Annotated in this window: 19 protein-coding genes; 3 read left to right on the top strand and 16 right to left on the bottom strand. The window is 43.5% G+C overall.

The features are described from left to right. Positions 1-113: 113 nt before the first annotated feature. The 3 genes from DESOR_RS05390 to DESOR_RS05380 form a co-directional block, all read right to left on the bottom strand. Entirely contained in the window at positions 114-875 is a 762-nt protein-coding gene (locus DESOR_RS05390) for a LytR/AlgR family response regulator transcription factor (RefSeq protein ID WP_014183599.1), read from the bottom strand. Next, complete coding sequence (locus tag DESOR_RS05385) at positions 872-2575, bottom strand: LytS/YhcK type 5TM receptor domain-containing protein (RefSeq protein ID WP_014183598.1); 1704 nt, start codon at positions 2573-2575, stop codon at positions 872-874. The genes DESOR_RS05390 and DESOR_RS05385 overlap by 4 nt, the downstream gene beginning before the upstream one ends. 83 nt (positions 2576-2658) lie before the next feature. After that, the gene (locus tag DESOR_RS05380) at positions 2659-3123 is read right to left on the bottom strand and encodes a hypothetical protein (protein WP_014183597.1); all 465 of its coding nucleotides are present in this window, start codon (positions 3121-3123) and stop codon (positions 2659-2661) included. A gap of 344 nt (positions 3124-3467) precedes the next feature. Here DESOR_RS05380 and DESOR_RS05375 point away from each other — a divergent pair, with 344 nt between their 5' ends. Further along, on the top strand, positions 3468-3980 hold the full coding sequence (locus tag DESOR_RS05375; RefSeq protein WP_014183596.1) for a hypothetical protein: 513 nt from the start codon (positions 3468-3470) through the stop codon (positions 3978-3980). Here DESOR_RS05375 and DESOR_RS05370 read toward each other — a convergent pair. From DESOR_RS05370 to DESOR_RS05340, 7 genes are all read right to left on the bottom strand, one after another. After that, entirely contained in the window at positions 3975-4742 is a 768-nt protein-coding gene (locus tag DESOR_RS05370) for a pseudouridine synthase (protein WP_014183595.1), read from the bottom strand. The two genes, DESOR_RS05375 and DESOR_RS05370, sit on opposite strands and share 6 nt — an antisense overlap. Further along, positions 4742-6127, bottom strand: a complete 1386-nt coding sequence (locus DESOR_RS05365; protein WP_014183594.1) for an ArnT family glycosyltransferase — start codon at positions 6125-6127, stop codon at positions 4742-4744. Before DESOR_RS05365 ends, DESOR_RS05370 begins: the two co-directional genes overlap by 1 nt. Beyond that, on the bottom strand, positions 6112-6912 hold the full coding sequence (locus DESOR_RS05360; RefSeq protein WP_014183593.1) for a glycosyltransferase family 2 protein: 801 nt from the start codon (positions 6910-6912) through the stop codon (positions 6112-6114). The genes DESOR_RS05365 and DESOR_RS05360 overlap by 16 nt, the downstream gene beginning before the upstream one ends. Before the next feature lie 50 nt (positions 6913-6962). After that, on the bottom strand, positions 6963-7502 hold the full coding sequence (locus tag DESOR_RS05355; protein ID WP_014183592.1) for a spore maturation protein: 540 nt from the start codon (positions 7500-7502) through the stop codon (positions 6963-6965). After that, on the bottom strand, positions 7499-8080 hold the full coding sequence (locus DESOR_RS05350) for a nucleoside recognition domain-containing protein (RefSeq protein ID WP_014183591.1): 582 nt from the start codon (positions 8078-8080) through the stop codon (positions 7499-7501). Before DESOR_RS05350 ends, DESOR_RS05355 begins: the two co-directional genes overlap by 4 nt. Before the next feature lie 97 nt (positions 8081-8177). Then, positions 8178-8621, bottom strand: a complete 444-nt coding sequence (gene ytfJ, locus DESOR_RS05345; protein WP_014183590.1) for a GerW family sporulation protein — start codon at positions 8619-8621, stop codon at positions 8178-8180. A gap of 7 nt (positions 8622-8628) precedes the next feature. Then, positions 8629-9246 (bottom strand): DUF2953 domain-containing protein, encoded by a 618-nt coding sequence (locus DESOR_RS05340; protein ID WP_242832458.1) that lies wholly within the window; start codon positions 9244-9246, stop codon positions 8629-8631. A gap of 212 nt (positions 9247-9458) precedes the next feature. Here DESOR_RS05340 and DESOR_RS30540 point away from each other — a divergent pair, with 212 nt between their 5' ends. Continuing rightward, positions 9459-9584: a hypothetical protein gene (locus DESOR_RS30540; RefSeq protein ID WP_014183588.1), complete on the top strand. Its 126-nt coding sequence runs from the start codon at positions 9459-9461 to the stop codon at positions 9582-9584. 74 nt (positions 9585-9658) lie between these two features. Here DESOR_RS30540 and DESOR_RS05335 read toward each other — a convergent pair whose 3' ends face one another. Then, a complete protein-coding gene (locus DESOR_RS05335; protein WP_014183587.1) occupies positions 9659-10258 on the bottom strand; it encodes a DNA-3-methyladenine glycosylase family protein in 600 nt (199 codons plus the stop codon). 116 nt (positions 10259-10374) lie between these two features. Here DESOR_RS05335 and DESOR_RS05330 point away from each other — a divergent pair, with 116 nt between their 5' ends. Next, positions 10375-11283 carry a DUF4474 domain-containing protein gene (locus DESOR_RS05330; RefSeq protein ID WP_014183586.1) on the top strand — a complete coding sequence of 303 codons (909 nt, stop codon included), beginning with the start codon at positions 10375-10377 and terminating at the stop codon, positions 11281-11283. 440 nt (positions 11284-11723) lie between these two features. On the opposite strand, the gene scpB is transcribed toward DESOR_RS05330, so the two are convergent. The 5 genes from scpB to DESOR_RS05305 are packed head-to-tail and all read right to left on the bottom strand — an operon-like array spanning position 11724 to position 17294. Then, complete coding sequence (scpB, locus tag DESOR_RS05325; RefSeq protein ID WP_014183585.1) at positions 11724-12272, bottom strand: SMC-Scp complex subunit ScpB; 549 nt, start codon at positions 12270-12272, stop codon at positions 11724-11726. A gap of 5 nt (positions 12273-12277) precedes the next feature. Then, positions 12278-13048, bottom strand: coding sequence for a segregation and condensation protein A (locus DESOR_RS05320; protein ID WP_014183584.1), 771 nt, complete (start codon positions 13046-13048; stop codon positions 12278-12280). Continuing rightward, a complete protein-coding gene (trpS, locus tag DESOR_RS05315; RefSeq protein WP_014183583.1) occupies positions 13049-14023 on the bottom strand; it encodes a tryptophan--tRNA ligase in 975 nt (324 codons plus the stop codon). It abuts the gene before it with no gap. Between the two features lie 57 nt (positions 14024-14080). Continuing rightward, positions 14081-14731, bottom strand: a complete 651-nt coding sequence (locus DESOR_RS05310) for a site-2 protease family protein (RefSeq protein WP_014183582.1) — start codon at positions 14729-14731, stop codon at positions 14081-14083. Between the two features lie 13 nt (positions 14732-14744). Next, positions 14745-17294, bottom strand: coding sequence for a CBS domain-containing protein (locus DESOR_RS05305; protein WP_014183581.1), 2550 nt, complete (start codon positions 17292-17294; stop codon positions 14745-14747). Positions 17295-17384 lie beyond the last annotated feature (90 nt).

Below are 17384 nucleotides of genomic sequence, written 5' to 3'. Positions count from 1 at the left end.
TGTGAAGAGTCTTAAAGGCAAAGACAACCTCCTGCGGAGTACTATGTTTTAGAAGCGGTTCGTGAAAGTTAATACTTTCTTTTAAGAAAAAGAAGTGTTCTTTACAGAACACTTTAGACGTCAAATCGTTCTTTAAATTTCTTGATATAAGTTCGACTAACAGGAATTTCAGTGGTATTTTCTCCCTCAATAATGATCTTGTATGTGGAATTAAACCAAGGAATCACTTCTTTGATCCTGTCAAGGTTAACTATATAGGCTCGATGAGTTTGCAGGAACTGGGCCGGATCCAGCCGCTCCTGAATTTCATGGAGACTGAAGGTTGTAGGCCAAATTTCTTGGGCAGTAACCAAGCTGGCGTAGCGGCCTTCAGCAACCACATAAAGCAGCTCCTGGGGATCAATCAAGACAACCCGTCCTTTACAGGTTGCCGCAAGTTTGCGCGGTCGTTGTTTAACCCCTATCTCCTCAATGAGCCGGGTTAGTTTCTGGGACAATTCATGATCATCAGGCTGCAGACGCTGTTGAATCCTTTCAATAGTAACCTTTAGCCTATCTTTAGAAAAAGGTTTAAGAATGTAGTCTACGGCATTTAGTTCAAAGGCATGTATAGCATGAACATCATAGGCAGTGGCAAAGACGACGGAAGAATGGACATTCAGCTGCTGAAGAGTTCGAATGACATCCAGTCCATCCATATCCTGAAGATAGACATCCATAAATATAACATCCGGCTGCAAGGCAGGAATCCCTTCAATGGCCTGAGCTCCACTGGCAAACTCGCCAATGATCTCCAGATTTACATGTTGTTCAAGTAAGAAACGCAATTCTTCACGGGCCAGTTGTTCATCATCCACTAATACAATTTTAATCATAATGTCACCCCTTTAAGTACGCTTCCCGAAACGGGTACTCGAAAGGAGACACTGGTACCTACACCAAGAATACTTTCGATAAGCAAACCCTGACCGTAGAGTCTCAATAAACGTTGATGTACGTTTCTAAGACCTATACCTATCTCAGTATCTTCCTCTTGATCCCCTTCTAAAAGATCGCGCAACTTAAAACTCGATATACCAACTCCGTCATCTTGAATGACAATGTTAATGCTATCCCCTTCCAGGCCAACACGGATGCACACAGTACCCCCGCTCTCTTTTGGCAGTAATCCATGTTTAACGGCATTTTCTACCAACGGCTGTAAAACGAGAGGCGGAAGCGAAACCTCTTCAGTCCCTGGATCAATATTAATATTGACCTTCAGCTTATTGGCAAAGCGAGCTTCTTCAATGGCCAGATAGGCTTCAACATGTTTAAATTCTTCCTGAACTGTGTGAAAAGCAACGCCCTGCCGCATATTGCGGCGTAAAAACTCGCCTAAAAAGACAAGAACCTCCCGGGCTTTTTCCGGCTGGCTCCGGATCAGACTGCCAATGGTATTTAAGGTATTGAACAAAAAATGAGGCTGAATCTGAGCTTGGAGTGCACGGATTTCAGAGGCGACACTCAATTCCTTTTGGTGTTCAAGCTCCGCCAGTTCCAGCTGTGTGGAAAAAAGCTTGCCTAACCCTTGCGCTAAGGTAAGATCCACAACGGATTTCCCCCGCTGATCTCGGTAAAGAATTAAAATACCGATCATCCTGTCCCCCGGGCGCAGTGGAACAGCAATAAAGGAGCGCAGCGGACAAAAGGGACCCCTGCAGTTAATCTCCATTTCCGATGTTGCTTGAATAGACTCTCCTGCCTGTAATTCTCGAAGGACTTCTTCTGTGAAGAAGAGGGGTTGTCCCCGAAAATGGTGGTCGGCTCCCAACCCCACATAAGCGATAATTTGTTGAGTATCTGTGATGGATACTGCAGCCAGATTCGACATTTCTTGAATAATTTGAATAGCATTCTGGGCACTTTCCAGATTGAGACCTTTGCGTAGATAAGGCAAGGTTCTGTCGGCAATCTGCAAAACCTTTTGGGCCTGAGCGGCGGCAATCTGCTCCTCTTCTTCATAAACTGCCTTAATAACGTAAAGAAAAAGGCCCAATCCCAATCCATTAAAGCAGAGCATGGGAATAGCGATCGTCCTGATAAATTTCCAAGCCAAATCAAAGGGAGGCGCAAACCAAAGAATAATTAGCATTTCCAGAGTTTGTGCAACTACCCCCAAAGCTATACCCATTTTCCAATCGCAGTTTTTATCCCGCGCCAGCCAGTAGACAAGCCCTCCCAGCAGCCCCTGCATGACAGGGGACACAGCACAGGCTAAACCGGTAAACCCCCCATAAAACAGATAAAAATGAACTCCGGTAATCAGTCCAACCCATACCCCAACTAACGGCCCGCCCAACATGCCGGCACTTACAGTTCCGATAGCACTTGTATTAGCCAAAGAGCCATGAACCGGCACACCGGAGTAAGTTCCAGCCACTGATAAAATGCCGAAAATGATAATTAAGCTTAAGGTTTCACGTTGGTTTTTTTGGGAATTCAAATAGCGGCGAAACGTTTGACTCTTCGTCATCAGTAACGCTATTGTGGCAATAATACTGAGCCTTTCTGCCAATCCCTTTAGTATTTCCACGGTCCATCCCCTCTTCACCTAGAAAAGCTCAATAGTTTTTAACCTTTCAGCAACCGTAAGTGCAGCTTTTGTTTATGGGTAAATTATCGAGAGTAGTTCTGCTCAAGCAACTTCAAAGCTTGCTGAAATGACTGACTTAAGCGAAACAGCAAGCGCTCCATATCAATTCTATGAAGGGATATGGTTTCAGGGCTTAAAAACTCAATTTTCCGAAACTCAGGTTTAATTAACAGAGGGAGAAGATCATCAATGTTTTCAATCCGCAAGGTCAAAATAATAGGGGCATAAGCAACCTCATGTTTGCGGCGCCCGTTCTCTTCAGTTACTGTATAAACATCTAAACTTAAATCAAAATCTTCGATAATGATCCCTTGAAGCGGCACATTACGGAGCAAGGCAACTTGCTGTTCTCGCATGGTTTCAGCCATTAGTTCCTTACTCTTACCCCCAAAGAAAAACCGCCCGCTCTTATATTCTCCGCGAAAATCAAGGCGAATCCGTACGCGTATGTGTTCTGTAAGGAGCTCATCCCCAATCCGTATCTTCATTATCGACTCTCTCCGTTTCCCCATCTCTATACTACCAGAAAGTATAAATTTAAATTATATACTGCTAGAAAGCTATTACGTGCGAAGACAGTGTCTTCGTCTAAGCATAAATGCAACTAGGCAGCCGCCTGCGCCGGTGAGCTGCAAGATGGTTAACTCGTGCGAAGACAGTGTCTTCGGGCGCCAGCCAAGTTTTCTTTATACATCTTTTGTTTATTTCTAGACAAAATATTCTCCAAAGGTTCTATTTTCTCCTGCAAACCTTGCTTTAGGGTTAGATTTTGTGGATATACTAAGAAAACGTCGGCGAGTATTAAACGCGCCTTTAAAAGGAGGATAAGGATATGCTTAACACAGCTGTTGCAATTTTTAAAGGGCCTCAGCAAACGAAGGAAGCTATTGAAGAAATTCAAGGAGAATCTTTGGCGAACAGTAAAATATCGGTGGTCGTCCGAAGTGAATACCTCCATCAAGGTGAATTCCGTGAAGAAATTGCCAATGAATTAGCCTATTATCCCAGCGAGATAAATTTAGACAAATTTAACGCTTGGCTGGTTCAGGCTCCCCCTTTTGTAGTGCCTAATTTAGGAGAAGTTGTTGCTGCCGGACCCATAGCCAGCCAACTCATGCACCAGCCCAAAGGACGCGGGCTTGTTGAAGTACTTCTTACTTATGGGCTTTCTGATCTGCGTGCCCGTCATTATGAGCATGAAGTACGCACTGGGCATTGGTTGGTGCTTATTCAAACTGAACATGAAAAAATTAATTCCGTTGCAAACGCTTTACGTTCCTTTGGCGGCAAAGACATAGAAAAATGGAATAAGGAAATTGATCATCCCCTATATCCTAAATCATAAGCCAACTTTAGACCGCAATTCCTTAATTTCCTCTTTCGTCAGAGCTCTATAAGCGCCGGTGGGAAGGGAATAGCCTTGGCTCAGAGATCCAAAACGGATCCGCTCCAGTTTAACTACTGGGTAGCCGACGGCAGCAAACATTCTGCGAACCTGCCGGTTTCGGCCTTCATGAATGGTCACTTCTAAAACTTCCAGATTATTCTCTTTTGATTTTCCGCTTGTTTGGGATACACCGCTTAACCGCTCAACGATTGCCGGTGCGGTGTTTCCGTCTTCAAGCAAGACTCCACGCCGCAGGAGTTCAAGGGCGTTAAGGCTAACGGGACTACGTACCCAAACCCGATAGGTCTTCTCCACTCCATAGGAAGGATGCATCAGACGATGGGCTAATTCTCCGTCATTGGTAAGCACTAAGGCCCCCGAAGTATCGTAATCCAGTCTGCCCACGGGATAAACCCGAACGGGAACTCCTTTCATATAATCAATAACTGTAGGACGCCCTTGAGGATCATGAGCACTGGTAATAACTCCAACAGGTTTATTCAGTAAGTAATAATGGAGTTTCTCAGAACGTTTAATCGGCTTTCCATCAACCTCAATATGGTCTTCAATGCTCACTTTACATCCCAATTCAGATATTCTAACTCCATTGACTCTCACGCGACCTTCAATAATAAGCTGTTCAGCATGGCGTCGTGAGGCAACACCGGCCTGAGCCAGTACCTTTTGTATACGTTCTCCGCCCTCTTTATTTTGAGTCATTATTCTCTCCTTTCTTTCAAATCAAAAACACCGGGCCCCACCTCAGGGTATTGAGTCTTAACCTTTTCCCAGAACGGGTCCTTCTGAGCACTCTGAGGAAGACGGACTAAATAGTCTGCCGGTAATTGGTCCAAAGTTTCAGCGTTGGCTTCTGCCGAAAGCCTGAATCCCACCCTCTGAGCATAGTAAAAAGTCATGGGAGGAGAATCACTTAAGACCAGGACCGCTGAAGGTTCTGTGTGCTCCTTAATCCAAACTCCTTGGCTGAGATAGTTCTGATCCCAATGATACTTTGGGGTTAAGTCAGTATAAGACCCCTTGTGGATCAAAATCAGAAATACCAGTCCAATAACGGTTCCTGGTAGTGAAGGTATCATGTCAAGTGCGAAAGCACTTAATAAGGCAGCCAAAAGCATAACCGGTACTAAATAATAATCTAAGGGAATACGTGCACAAGCCACTCCCACGTATAAACCACTGATCCCTGCCCAGGCCAGAATAGCCATGCGGGCATGAGAAGGAAACAGTAAGAGGCGAAGAAGCCCTATTGCGGACAGATATATGACAATTTTCGTATAGCCGTTTTGAATATTTTTCTCCAAAATTGACCAATCAATGTTGCTTGTATTAGCTACTTGTCCCGTTAAAATTCCTGATACAAAACGACTTGAGGCGGATACATTAAAATGTACCCATAAATAATATACCATAGGGGGAATAAGCACAATCATACTATAGCGAACAATTTGCCCTAATCGCCCCTTCTGTAAAGGCCAAAAACCAAGGGTAAGAGCAACTGGGAACAGCATGAGCTGCGGAAGTTTGGCTAATATTGCGCCGGCCATAAACAGAGCCGCTTTCCAAAGCCCCTTTTCCTGTTCCCGGACTCTCCATCGCCAAATGATTGTAAGAGCCCAAATGCTCCAAGCCTGGGCCATGGGTTCCGGCATGACAACTCGTCCATAATAAATGGATAAGGGCATTAGCGCATAAATGGCGGCAGCCAAAAGTCCTGCCCGTTCAGAAAATACATTTTTCCCCAAATCATAGATTCCTAACACCGTCAACAAAGAGAGTCCCACAGACCACAAACGTCCCCAAAGATCTGACCAGCCAAAAAGAGTCCACGTCCAGGCTAATAGATAGGGCAAAAAAGGGAATTCTAATTCCACATTTTGCGGTGTTACCCCATCATAATTAAGCTGAGGTATGAATACCCTTGGGAAATCCATGAGATGTCCCATCATATGAGTTGCCATGCTGGCCGTGTCTGCCTGTCGCCAAGCTTGATTATCCAATAAAGGATTTGTAATTCCACGTAGACGCAGAACTATAGCAATAACCAAGATAACAGCTAACAACAGCCGTTTCATTCCTCGACCCATTCAACTGTACTCCATTTTTTTAACTTAAGCTGATAAATTAGCGACAAATATCCCCAAATAGTTGCACCGATTCTCATTTTGCTGGCACCCTTTTTAAGCTCATAGTGGAGCTTTAAGGGAACTTCACTGACTCGTTCTGCAAAGGGAGCAATTTTCAACAACAATTCAACCATTCCAGAAAAATTATTGCTCTGGATAATATTCGGACCATAGAATTGGGTTCCCTGGGCTAACAGCTGGAGCCGATAGGCGCGATAACCGCATGAATAATCTTTTACTCCTTTGATAGGAGCAACGATTTTCATAACTTTTCCTGCGCCCCAAGACAGTCCTCTGCGAAATAAAGAAAGGCCATGCTGTTCACCGCCCCGAGCATAACGAGAAGCTATGACCAGATCAGCCCCCGAGCAAATCTCATCATAAAGTAAGGGAATACAGTCAGCCGGCTGAGTATTGTCAGCATCCATGGTAATGACCACGTCGGGATAATTCAGAGAGTTATTAACTCGTTCCTCCGCACCCAGAATTTGATCATTATGGCTTAAGACATATTGAAAACCACTATTGATGGCTGCTCCTAAGCCTTGGTTTTCAGCATGGTTAACACTATGAATGTTATGATGAGTTTTTTCATGGTTCTTTACCACATCTAAGGTACTATCCGTACTACCATCGTTAACAACCACAATTTGATGAGGAATTGCAGCACAATTCTGTTCAATATCTTTAAATAGTTCCGGAAGAGCTTCCTCTTCATTAAAAGCCGGCAAAACAATATACAGCATACAATCAATGCCCCCTTTTTGGTTCATTGTTAGTATGCTCAATGTGTTAATCAATAAAACACTTTTGTGACAATCCAAACTGAGATAATCAAACCGATGATGTCAGCCAGCAGCCCTAATTTTAGTGCGTAGCGGTATTTTTTGATTCCAACGGAACCGAAATACACTGTCAATACAAAAAATGTGGTATCTGTACTGCCCTGAAGTGTTGACGCCAAACGCCCTATATAAGAGTCCGGACCATATTCGTTAATAAGCTGTGTAGCCACCCCTAAGGCTCCCGAACCACTAAGGGGCCGCATAATTGCTAAGGGAATAATTGCGGTAAAATCAGGGTCTAATCCTAACAAGGTAAATAGGGGCTGAAGCCAGTGGGATAGGATATTAAGAGCTCCGGAATCCACGAACACCCTGATTGAAACAAGCATGCCAATCAGAAAGGGAAGAATCCGAACGCCTGTTGTAAATCCCTCCTCAGCTCCAGCCACAAAAGATTCATAGACGGGTACTTTCTTAAGATAAGCCACTAAAGGAACAAGCAACAAAAGTAAGGGAATCGCCCATCGAGAAATCTCGCCTATTAAATTCATGGTCTCCTCCTGCGACGAATTAAATAATCCACCAAGATCGCTGCACACATAGAACATCCTGTAGCCACTATCGTTGTCCCAATAATTTCTGTAGGATCAGCAGAATTTGCTTTTAGGCGTACTCCAATGATTGTTGCCGGAATAATCGTAATACAAGAAGTATTTAAGGCCAAAAATGTTATCATAGCCGTGCTGGCAACATCTGGAGTTTTATTTTCCTTTTGAAGTTCTTGCATAGCTTTAAGACCAAAGGGAGTTGCCGCATTTCCTAAACCTAATATATTGGCGCTTAAATTCATAATAATAGCTCCCAGGGCAGGACTGTCCGGTCTAAGAGTAGGAAATAACCGACGTATTACCGGACCAAAAAGACGAGCAATGCTTTTTACTAAACCGGCTTCTTCTGCCAAACGCATGAGACCTAACCATAAACTCATCACACCAATAAGTTCAATGGCAACTTCTACGCCAAGTTCAGCGGCTTTCATCGCGGAAGTCGTTACGTTTTCAATATGCCCGTTCAAGGCTGAGATAATTATGCCGATAACTAACATAATAAGCCAGATGAGGTTAACCATTTCCCACCCCCTGCCTAAAATGTATGAAAAAGACAAACAAAAAAGAACGAGTTCATCCCGTTCTTTCTGCTTAACTATTGTTACTGGCCATAATTTGTTAGTCCCGGGCAATATTAATATCGTCCGGGTTTTTCTTTTTCTTTTGGAACATTCCCGAAAGTCTGTCCAACAGATCGGGAACTGTATCAATAATTCGATCAACGACCACATTACTATCCACTGGGAGCAGTCTGATTGTTCCATTGCCAGCCACCAAAAAAGCGATGGGCTGTACAGAGACTCCTGCTCCGGCACCGCCGCCGAAAGGCAGAGATCCACCTTGCCCCGACGAACCGCCGCCGGAATTTCCTCCTTCTTTATCATCCGGCGGAGAGAATTCACTGCCTCCTGCAGCAAAACCGCAAGAAACCTTTGAGATTGGAATAATAACAGAACCATCGTGGGTCTCAACCGGATCTCCCACAATCGTGTTAACGTCAACGATTTGTTGGATGCTTTCCATAGCTGTTTTCATTAATGATTCAATGGGATGATTCCCCATATCTTAGCTACCCCCTTATTCCCCGCAAAAACGTTCGCAATAATGTCCATCCTACGATCATAATATGACCTATTCTTAAATGGAATATGCATCGAAAGTCACAAAAGAAGCATTCTTTATTGTATTGTGGAACAACTTCCAGGGTGGGATTGCTTACTTCCATCGTCACTTGACGATACAGATGAGACATAGCAAAACCAAACATAACCCAAAAGGATCCTGCCGCCAAAGCCGTATGACATGCATCTTTATAACCTATTTCTACTCGCCAACTAAACTCCTTGCAATGTATTCCTTTATAGAATTGTTTCTTAATGGAATTAAATAGAGCAATATAATTAGGAAGGTTCAGCCAGAGACGGCTTAACCACCCCCGCCGAATATAACGAATACGAGCCTTTGCTTTAGTTTTACGTGTTCCCCCTTTAGTTTTGGCAACTTGCTCAAGTTCCAGCTGAGGGCCTTTTTCCCATTCTAATTGAACCGTTGGGATCTGAAAGTTTGCCCGCCAAAGCCCGCCAAACATGCGAAAATCAATATCAATATGATCCTCCTCTTGGATACGGCGATATCGAAAATCCACTTTAATTTTTAAAACAAAGCTGATTAACAGTATAATTACCATAGCGAGCAAAAGAGCTAAGACCCGCACCAGAACCCCTCCGTACTCCAGACATCATCCTAGTAACACACCCTAAAAAGGTAAGATTCCCTTCATCGCGCTGTTTTATACAAAACAGAAAATTTTAGGCAATGATTGCCTTTCCAATCACCGTATTTAAACTATAAAGTTACAAAAACTAATGGTGCAGATATTAAATGATGGAGGGTTTAGTTATGATGAAAATGAGAAAAGTAGACCCTGGTATATTTAGCTTTTTAGAACCCGGATGGATTATCTTCCACATCTTTGCCATTTTTGGAATGATCATGTTGGGAATGGTGTTGGAACGAAAACGATAATGGATCGCTTATAGCAGAAGGGGCAGCCTTAAAATAGGCCCCTTTTTTGTTTTTCGCTATCCCTGGCTGCGGGATCATATTGATAACGCCCATAAATATAAGGATGCAACAGTGCCGTAAGGTGAGTATCGTTTTCGATACCTCTCAAATTTTTCCTTAGGGAGTTCTTTAAGCCCATATAAGTTTTTCATTCCTCGACAAATCGCCAGATCCCGATAACTTACGACGTCCGGCCGAGTAAGTGAAAAAATAAGAATCATTTCTGCTGTCCAAACTCCTACACCATGCAATGAAGATAATACATCAATGATTTCCTGATCGGATAGAGTATGAAGCGTCTTAAAATCCACGCTTCCTGAAATTGCCGCATCTGCAATACCCTTAATGTAACCGGCCTTTCTTTCAGACATCCCACAGCCTTGAATTTTGGACACGTTCATTTGAGCAATGTTTTCAGGGGTTATCCGTTCGAGAAGAGAAAGCAATCTGTTCCATACTGTCTCTGCCGCCTTGTTAGAAATTTGCTGACTGACAACACTTGAAACTATAGCAATAAATGGATCAGGGGTTATCTTGCGTTCAATCATGCCAATGCGTTCAATGGCAGCACCTAATTTTTTATCTTTGCGCTTTAAGTAATTTATTTCTTTATCCCCGTATTCAAAGAATTCCACCTAAATTCACTCCCTATAACTCTAACCCATATTCAAATAACTTTATTTAACATTTTTTACATAATATGTGCCATTCTATGTACCTATCCAATACTATGTACTAAGGAGGGATAGGTATGTCCGTTCAGATTTCGTCAATTAATAATGAAGAATTTAATAAAGCCATCGAACTTGCCGGCTATTCTTATGATTCTATCCAAGATATTTTTTGTTCTATCTTGAACCCTTGGCAGCGGAATGTAGGCTACTGCCGCTTGTATGATGAGGCAGCTGCGCCATTGGGAATGATCATAGACAGTGAACCTATTTATTTTCAATACAATGAAAAAAAATGGATGATCGGTTTTTGGAAGGGCCAATATGACCTGGTCACGGGTTGTGAAATAGGGGTCTATAACGAAGGTATAAATCTAAAGATCCCTGGAGTTATTAACGGTACTTTTTATAAGTGTGCAACAGATAAAGATTTACTGCAGATGTCCTGCACGTTAAAAAAGAACGGTAAAACACTCTTTACCCGCCAGGGAAAACATTGGTGGCTGACAGGTTTTAAGTTAGGGGAATTTTCTGAGCCATCAGAATTAACCATGGATGTTCAAATAACTTTGAAAGATAAACTTATGCTTGAAGGGTTTATCTCCGGGCTTAAAAATGCCGGATATTCCAACCATGAGTTTAGCGCCATTGAGAACACGGTAAGGTTTGTTTTTGATACACCTCACAGCCCTCAGCCCATTACTCGAACACCAACAATGGATAGAATAATCCAAAAGAAAAATGAAGTATTATGTACGACCTATCAAGAAATTACCAGCCAATTTGACAATCTCGAGGATAAATTAATAGCCCTTAAAGAACAAGCCCCTGAAATCTACCAGAAAATATTCAAGATCGGTAAGACAAAACAACAATTCGAAATCTATGGATCTATTTTACTCGTGGTAATAACTTTGATTGGAGCTTATGTTTCATCCCGTCTCATTAATGGGCAGGGGAAGAAGGATGCTTCTGGCAAACACAATTAGATTTCTAGGCTGCTGATACAGCATCAGCAGATTAAAAAAGGCACCTTGCCGGGTCGGGCAAGCTTCGCCACATCCGCTCACCGCATTCCGAGGCTCGCCCACTCGCGCCTGCGGGAGCTTCCTTCAGCGGGTAAGTATTCTTTGGAGATTGCCGCTTCGGCGAAAATGTCCACCGGACACTTTCGTGCCAAACCTCAGGGTAATACCTGATTAACCATGGCTCCGCATTCCCGCTGCCGCTTGTGGGCTTTTACCGCCTCTCCATGCAATGGGTTCGCTCCTGTGGACGAAGCTGCCCTGCCTTTCGGGTCTAGGGTCTTCTGCACGTCTTTGGGGTCTTTTTACAGAGTATAAAAATACGCCTTGATCCGTCTTAAAGTCGTTACATGGCGTATTTTTTGCTGTCAGAACTCATTCAATTGTCTTGGCAATTCATTCTGTTACTCTTGAGTACTAGCCACTTGTTCCTCGCTAAGTGACTCTATATCCAGATCCGGCATATCCTCTAAAGAACGCAAACCAAAATGGAGAAGGAATTGTTCTGTTGTCGCATATAATATGGGTCGCCCAGGTCCCTCTTTGCGGCCCACATCCTTCACAAGGCCCTTTTCCACTAAGGTGGCTAATGCGCGATCCGATTGAACTCCTCGAATAAAGTCTACTTCTCCCCTTGTGACAGGTTGTTTGTAGGCGATAATGGAAAGTACTTCAAGAGCCGCATTGGAAAGTGCTTGAGCGGGCTGCTTATATAAAATTTCAATATAGCGGGCCACTTGGGGCTTAGTACCTAATTTATAGCCGCCGTTAACTTCTATCAAATCAAGCCCGCTGGAATCGGCAGTATACCGAGTACGTAGTTCATAAAGAAGCTCTTCAACCTTACCTGAGTCTAATTCCAGAATTTCCCCTAGGAATTCGGGAGTCAGGGGTTCTTTTGCGACAAATAAAAGGGCCTCTAAGGCAGCTGTTTCCGGTTCCCTAAACAGCATTCCATCTACTCCTCTACGGTAAATTCCCAGGCTTTTGGGGTTGGATATATCATTATATCACTTAGAAGGGTTACTTGTTCAGCCCGAACCTTTCCGGATTTTAATAATTCCAGCAGTGACAGAAAAGAGACAATCAATTCCATGCGCGATCCAATTCTTATAAGCTGGTTAAAACGAATCCCCTTAGGATGCAGCAGAACACGGCGCAAAACATCTGCCAGCATTATTTCAATCCCTATTTCATCGGGTTCAACATATCGAATGTCTTCCCCTTTTTCGGCACGTTCAATAACTTGACAAAAAGCCTGCCAAAGATTGTCAAAAGTTATCCCCTTTAGGGGATCTTCTGGTTTGGCATCCCTTAACAGCTCCTCAAGGTTGACCTCACGAAAATAAGACCGCCCAGAGGATGTTTCTAAACCTTCCAATACTTTAGCTGCTTGTTTGAAAGCACGATAAGCAACCAAACGTTCCACTAATTCTTGACGTAAATCTTCTTCCTCAGCAGGACTTTCTTCACTTTTGGGAGGCTTGGGCAATAGCTCCCTTGACTTCATATAGAGCAGCTGGGCTGCAAGAACTAAGAATTCAGAAGTAATTTCCATATCCATGGACTCCATTTGCCTCAGTACTTCGACAAACTGATCAGCAATACGCGCAATAGGAATATCATAGATGTCCACTTTTTCTTGTTGAATTAAGGTTAACAGCAAGTCAAGGGGGCCCTGGTAAGCCGGAAGTTCAACCTGAGGGCTAATATTGTTTTCGCGTACCATTTACAGCCCCATGACACTTCGGACTTCTTTCATAGTATCAGAGGTCGTTATCCTCGCTCGCTCAGCACCTTCTTCTAAAACCTTTTCCACCCGTCCAGGCTCCTCCCAATAAGCGCGTCTTTCCCTAAATGGGCTGATCAACTTCTCTAAGGTCTCAGCTAAATGCCGTTTACAGGCAACACAGCCGATTTTTCCTCCACGGCATTTTTCTTCAACCTCAGCAACCTCAGGAGTGTATATTTGGTGAAATTTATAAACAACACAAACTTCAGGGTGACCTGGGTCATCCTTTCTCAAGCGTGCCGGATCGGTAACCATTTGTTGAACCCGGGTTTTAATTTCTTTCGAAGAAGCTGTCAGCGAGATGGCGTTATGATAACTCTTGCTCATTTTCCTTCCATCCACTCCCGGCAATAGGGGTACCTTTCCAATCAGAGCTTTAGGTTCCGGGAAAACTTCTCCGTAAAGGTGGTTAAAGCGCCGGGCGATTTCCCGACAAAGTTCAACATGGGGAATTTGATCCTCCCCTACAGGTACAACATCAGCTTTATAAACTAAAATATCGGCAGCCATCAAAAGAGGATAGCCTAAGAATCCATAGGTGCCAAGCTCTTTGCCCTGTTGACTTAACTGTTGAATTTGATCCTTGTAGGTAGGCACACGTTCCAGCCAAGACAATGGTGTGAACATGGAAAACAGCAGATGGAGCTCGGCATGTTCCTTAATATCCGACTGCAGAAAAATCGCGCTTTTTTGAGGATCAATACCTACACTGAGCCAATCCAGAGCGATTTCTCTCCTCAGACTATGGAAATCCAGCTTATCTTCATACCCCGTCGTTAAAGCATGTAAATCAACAATGGAGAAATAACTCTCATAATCATCCTGCAATGCTACCCAATTTTGAATCACACTCAAATGCCCTATATGCAATGCTCCTGTCGGACGCATGCCGCTAAATATTTTTCCCTTCATATTAACACCCCTCTGTTATTATTAGGCACTCATCGTTATAGTCATTATCTCCTAATCTCACCCTAAAAATGGGGTCAATATCAGGGTAATAATTTTTTGATAAGCATCGAAAATATTACTCATTGTCGGATAAAGGACTATATTAACAATATCGGTAAAGAGAAGCAAAACCAGAATAATCAGCCCATATTGCTCCATGAGCTTTAGCTGAGGAGCATATCGCCCAGGCAATAACCCGCTCAGTACGCCAAAACCGTCAAGGGGCGGAATAGGCAGTAAATTAAAAATTCCCAACCCCAAATTCATAAGAATCGTTGCCTGAAATACACGGGATAGAATCTCCGTCCACTGTGAACTTTCAAAGCCAAGCATAGTCACAAACCAAATAAACATCACCACAAAGGCAACTAGAAAATTCATAATGGAACCTGCCAGAGAAACCATGATTTGTCCTCGCCGCTTATCTCCCCGGTAATAAAGGGGATTGGTCATTACAGGTTTAGCCCACCCAAATCTATATAAAAGGGCCATGAGTGTTCCGAAAAGATCTAAATGTACGAAAGGATTTAGGGTCAAACGCCCCTGACTCCGCGGTGTAGGGTCTCCTAATCGATCAGCGACCCAAGCATGAGCAAACTCATGAAAGGCAAACCCAATCATCAAAGCGGGAACATTAGCAATGATGGCCGGTAAATTAAAATCGAACAAACCTTTACCTCCTTTAACGTTGGGCCTTAACCCACTTCCGAGCCATTAACTGCTCTTCTTCTGTGGTACTGATCTTGCCCTCAAGCCAAGCCATTCGTACCCGATCCAGTATCTTGCCAATTTCCGGACCTTGCTTTACTCCCATTTTAATGAGAGCTTTGCCGTCAAGAGACATATTGATCCTTTGAGCGGCCTTAAGGCATTCCGAAATTTTATGTTTATAGCTCTCGTCCCGAGCCAAAACAAACACAACTTCCTTAGGAGCTTTAGTCAGCAAGCGATCCATTTCCGATAAACTTAAGGATTCCTTCAAAGATTCCCGCAGGTGAATATAATGAATGGTTTCATCCCTGAGAGATTTATTCAGGCATACTCTTTCCAGCAAACTCTCAATTTCGGCGGAGTCCATGCGGGAAACAGAACTCAGCCAGCGTATATTTAGGGACCAATTCACACTTTCCTCAGCATCATCTAAGTTAAAATTCCAAGCTAATTCTTTGCCAAACCAGGCGTTAAGCAAACCGCACTTAACCAAAGTCTGACCCATGGCCAAATAATTGTTTTCTTTCAAAATGAGCAGCATTTCTTCGCTGAACCGTTCGACACTAAGCTTCCCAAGCACGCCTGTCTCAATAGCTGTATATAAAGCATCGAGAGTTTCTTTAGCAAAACTAAAATAATAGCGTTCGGCAAACCGTATGGCCCTTATCATACGAGTAGGGTCGTCAATGAAGCTTATATTGTGCAAAAAGCGGATTTTACCTTGCTGCAGATCCTGCTTGCCGCCATAATAGTCCACTAACTCACCAAAGCGATCTGTATTAAGACAAATTGCCATTGAATTGATGGTAAAGTCCCGCCGAAACAAATCATCCCGCAAACAAGACTCTTCAACCTGAGGAAGTGCCCCGGGAAAAGAATAATGTTCCCAACGCGTACTCGCTATATCCAAATGACTTCCATCCGGAAAAATAATTTGAGCAGTTCCAAAAGTTATATGCTGAGTCAGCTTACCATTAGGCATCCGCTTCATTAAGGCCTGGGCAAATTGCCCTCCGCTGCCTTCAACAACAAAATCTAAATCCTGAGTAGGTACGGAAAGCAATAAATCACGAACAAACCCGCCAACAACATAAACCGAACATTGTTCTTCCTCTGCGGTATCTCTCACGGCCTCAAGAACCTTCTGAACCTCTTCCGGCAAATGTGCGATTAAGTCCAGGATATCCTGTCGAATAGCCGCACTTCGTTCACGTACAAGTTGAGTTTCAATAGGAACAGATCCTCCATGAACTAAACGCAAAACGTCGGATCTGGAGACAATGCCAACCAGATTGCCGTCCTCAACCACAGGCAGCCGGCCAATGTCATGCTGAACCATTAACCGCTGGACTTCATCCCAAGGCGCATCGGCATCGACGGTAGCCACTTTTGCAGCCATAAAGCCTTTAACAGGAGCATGCTTAAGCCCATGTTTGATTGCCTTATCTACATCCCGCCTGGAAATGATACCTACTAAATTATGGCCTTCCGTAACCGGAACTCCGGTATGACCGTAACGCAGTAAAATTTGTTCCACGTCACCTAAACGAGTCTCAGGTGTCACCGTTTTGACTGGAAAACTCATAATGTCTCTGACGAGATGCGGACGTTTAGCATGACTTTGAATGGCAGAACGCAGTTTCTTCAAAATATCGGAGAGCTCAGCATCTTTAATCGTGGCTGAAGCCGCTCTCTCATGCCCGGCACCACCAAACATCTGAACTATTCCATTGATGGGCAAGCCTCTCCCCCTAGAGCGTCCTACTATGTACACTCTATTCTCCATCTTGACCAATAAAAACCAAGTGTCGGCACCTTCCAATTCCCCTACCCGATGAGCTAATAAAGCCAGGCCGCCAACATAGTCCTTTGTCTCCGCAAATGAAATATAGACCGGTAATCCATCAAAAAATTCTGTCTGCCCTTGATCTAAGAGTTCCTGTAAAAGCTCCTTTTGTTCTTCCGCAAGGGGACGACGTAAATTTTTGGCAATAACTCCTAAATTTGCTCCCTGTTCTAATAAATAAGCCACAGCGTGAACATCACGTACTGTGGTATTATCAAATAATAAACTCCCCGTATCATCATAGATTCCGATGGCAATTAAGGTTGCTTCAAAACCGCTTAAAGGTATCCCCAATCCGGCCAACTTTTCGACAAGAAGAGTAGCACACGCTCCAACAGGTTCAATGGCCATTCCTTGCTTAAGCTCACCAGCATAAGGATGGTGGTCATAAATCTCTATCTCAACATCAGGATGCTTTGCTACTTTGTCCCCCAGAACTCCTGCCCTATGCAGGTCATGGGTATCTACTAAAATTACTCTGGTAACCTCATCCATATTAATATCTTGAGCCCTGTAAAACCTTAGCAGATCCCTGGATAAAGCCAAGAAGTCTTGTACAAATGCATTAGGTTTCCCGTCCATGACTAAAACACTGTTGGGATAAATTTTTTGGGCCGCTACCATAGAAGCTAACGCATCAAAATCTATTTGGCGATGAGCCAAAATGATATCCATTCTACATCCTCAATCTCCTATCCTAAAGGATTATTTTTAAATTATACCATCTTTAGGCTATTCACATCAACTTCAATGTCCCTGCTCACC

The sequence above is a fragment of the Desulfosporosinus orientis DSM 765 genome (assembly GCF_000235605.1).
GTDB lineage: Bacteria > Bacillota > Desulfitobacteriia > Desulfitobacteriales > Desulfitobacteriaceae > Desulfosporosinus > Desulfosporosinus orientis.
The sequence above is the reverse complement of the archived record's forward strand: the minus strand, read 5'-3'. Positions and strand labels throughout refer to the sequence as shown.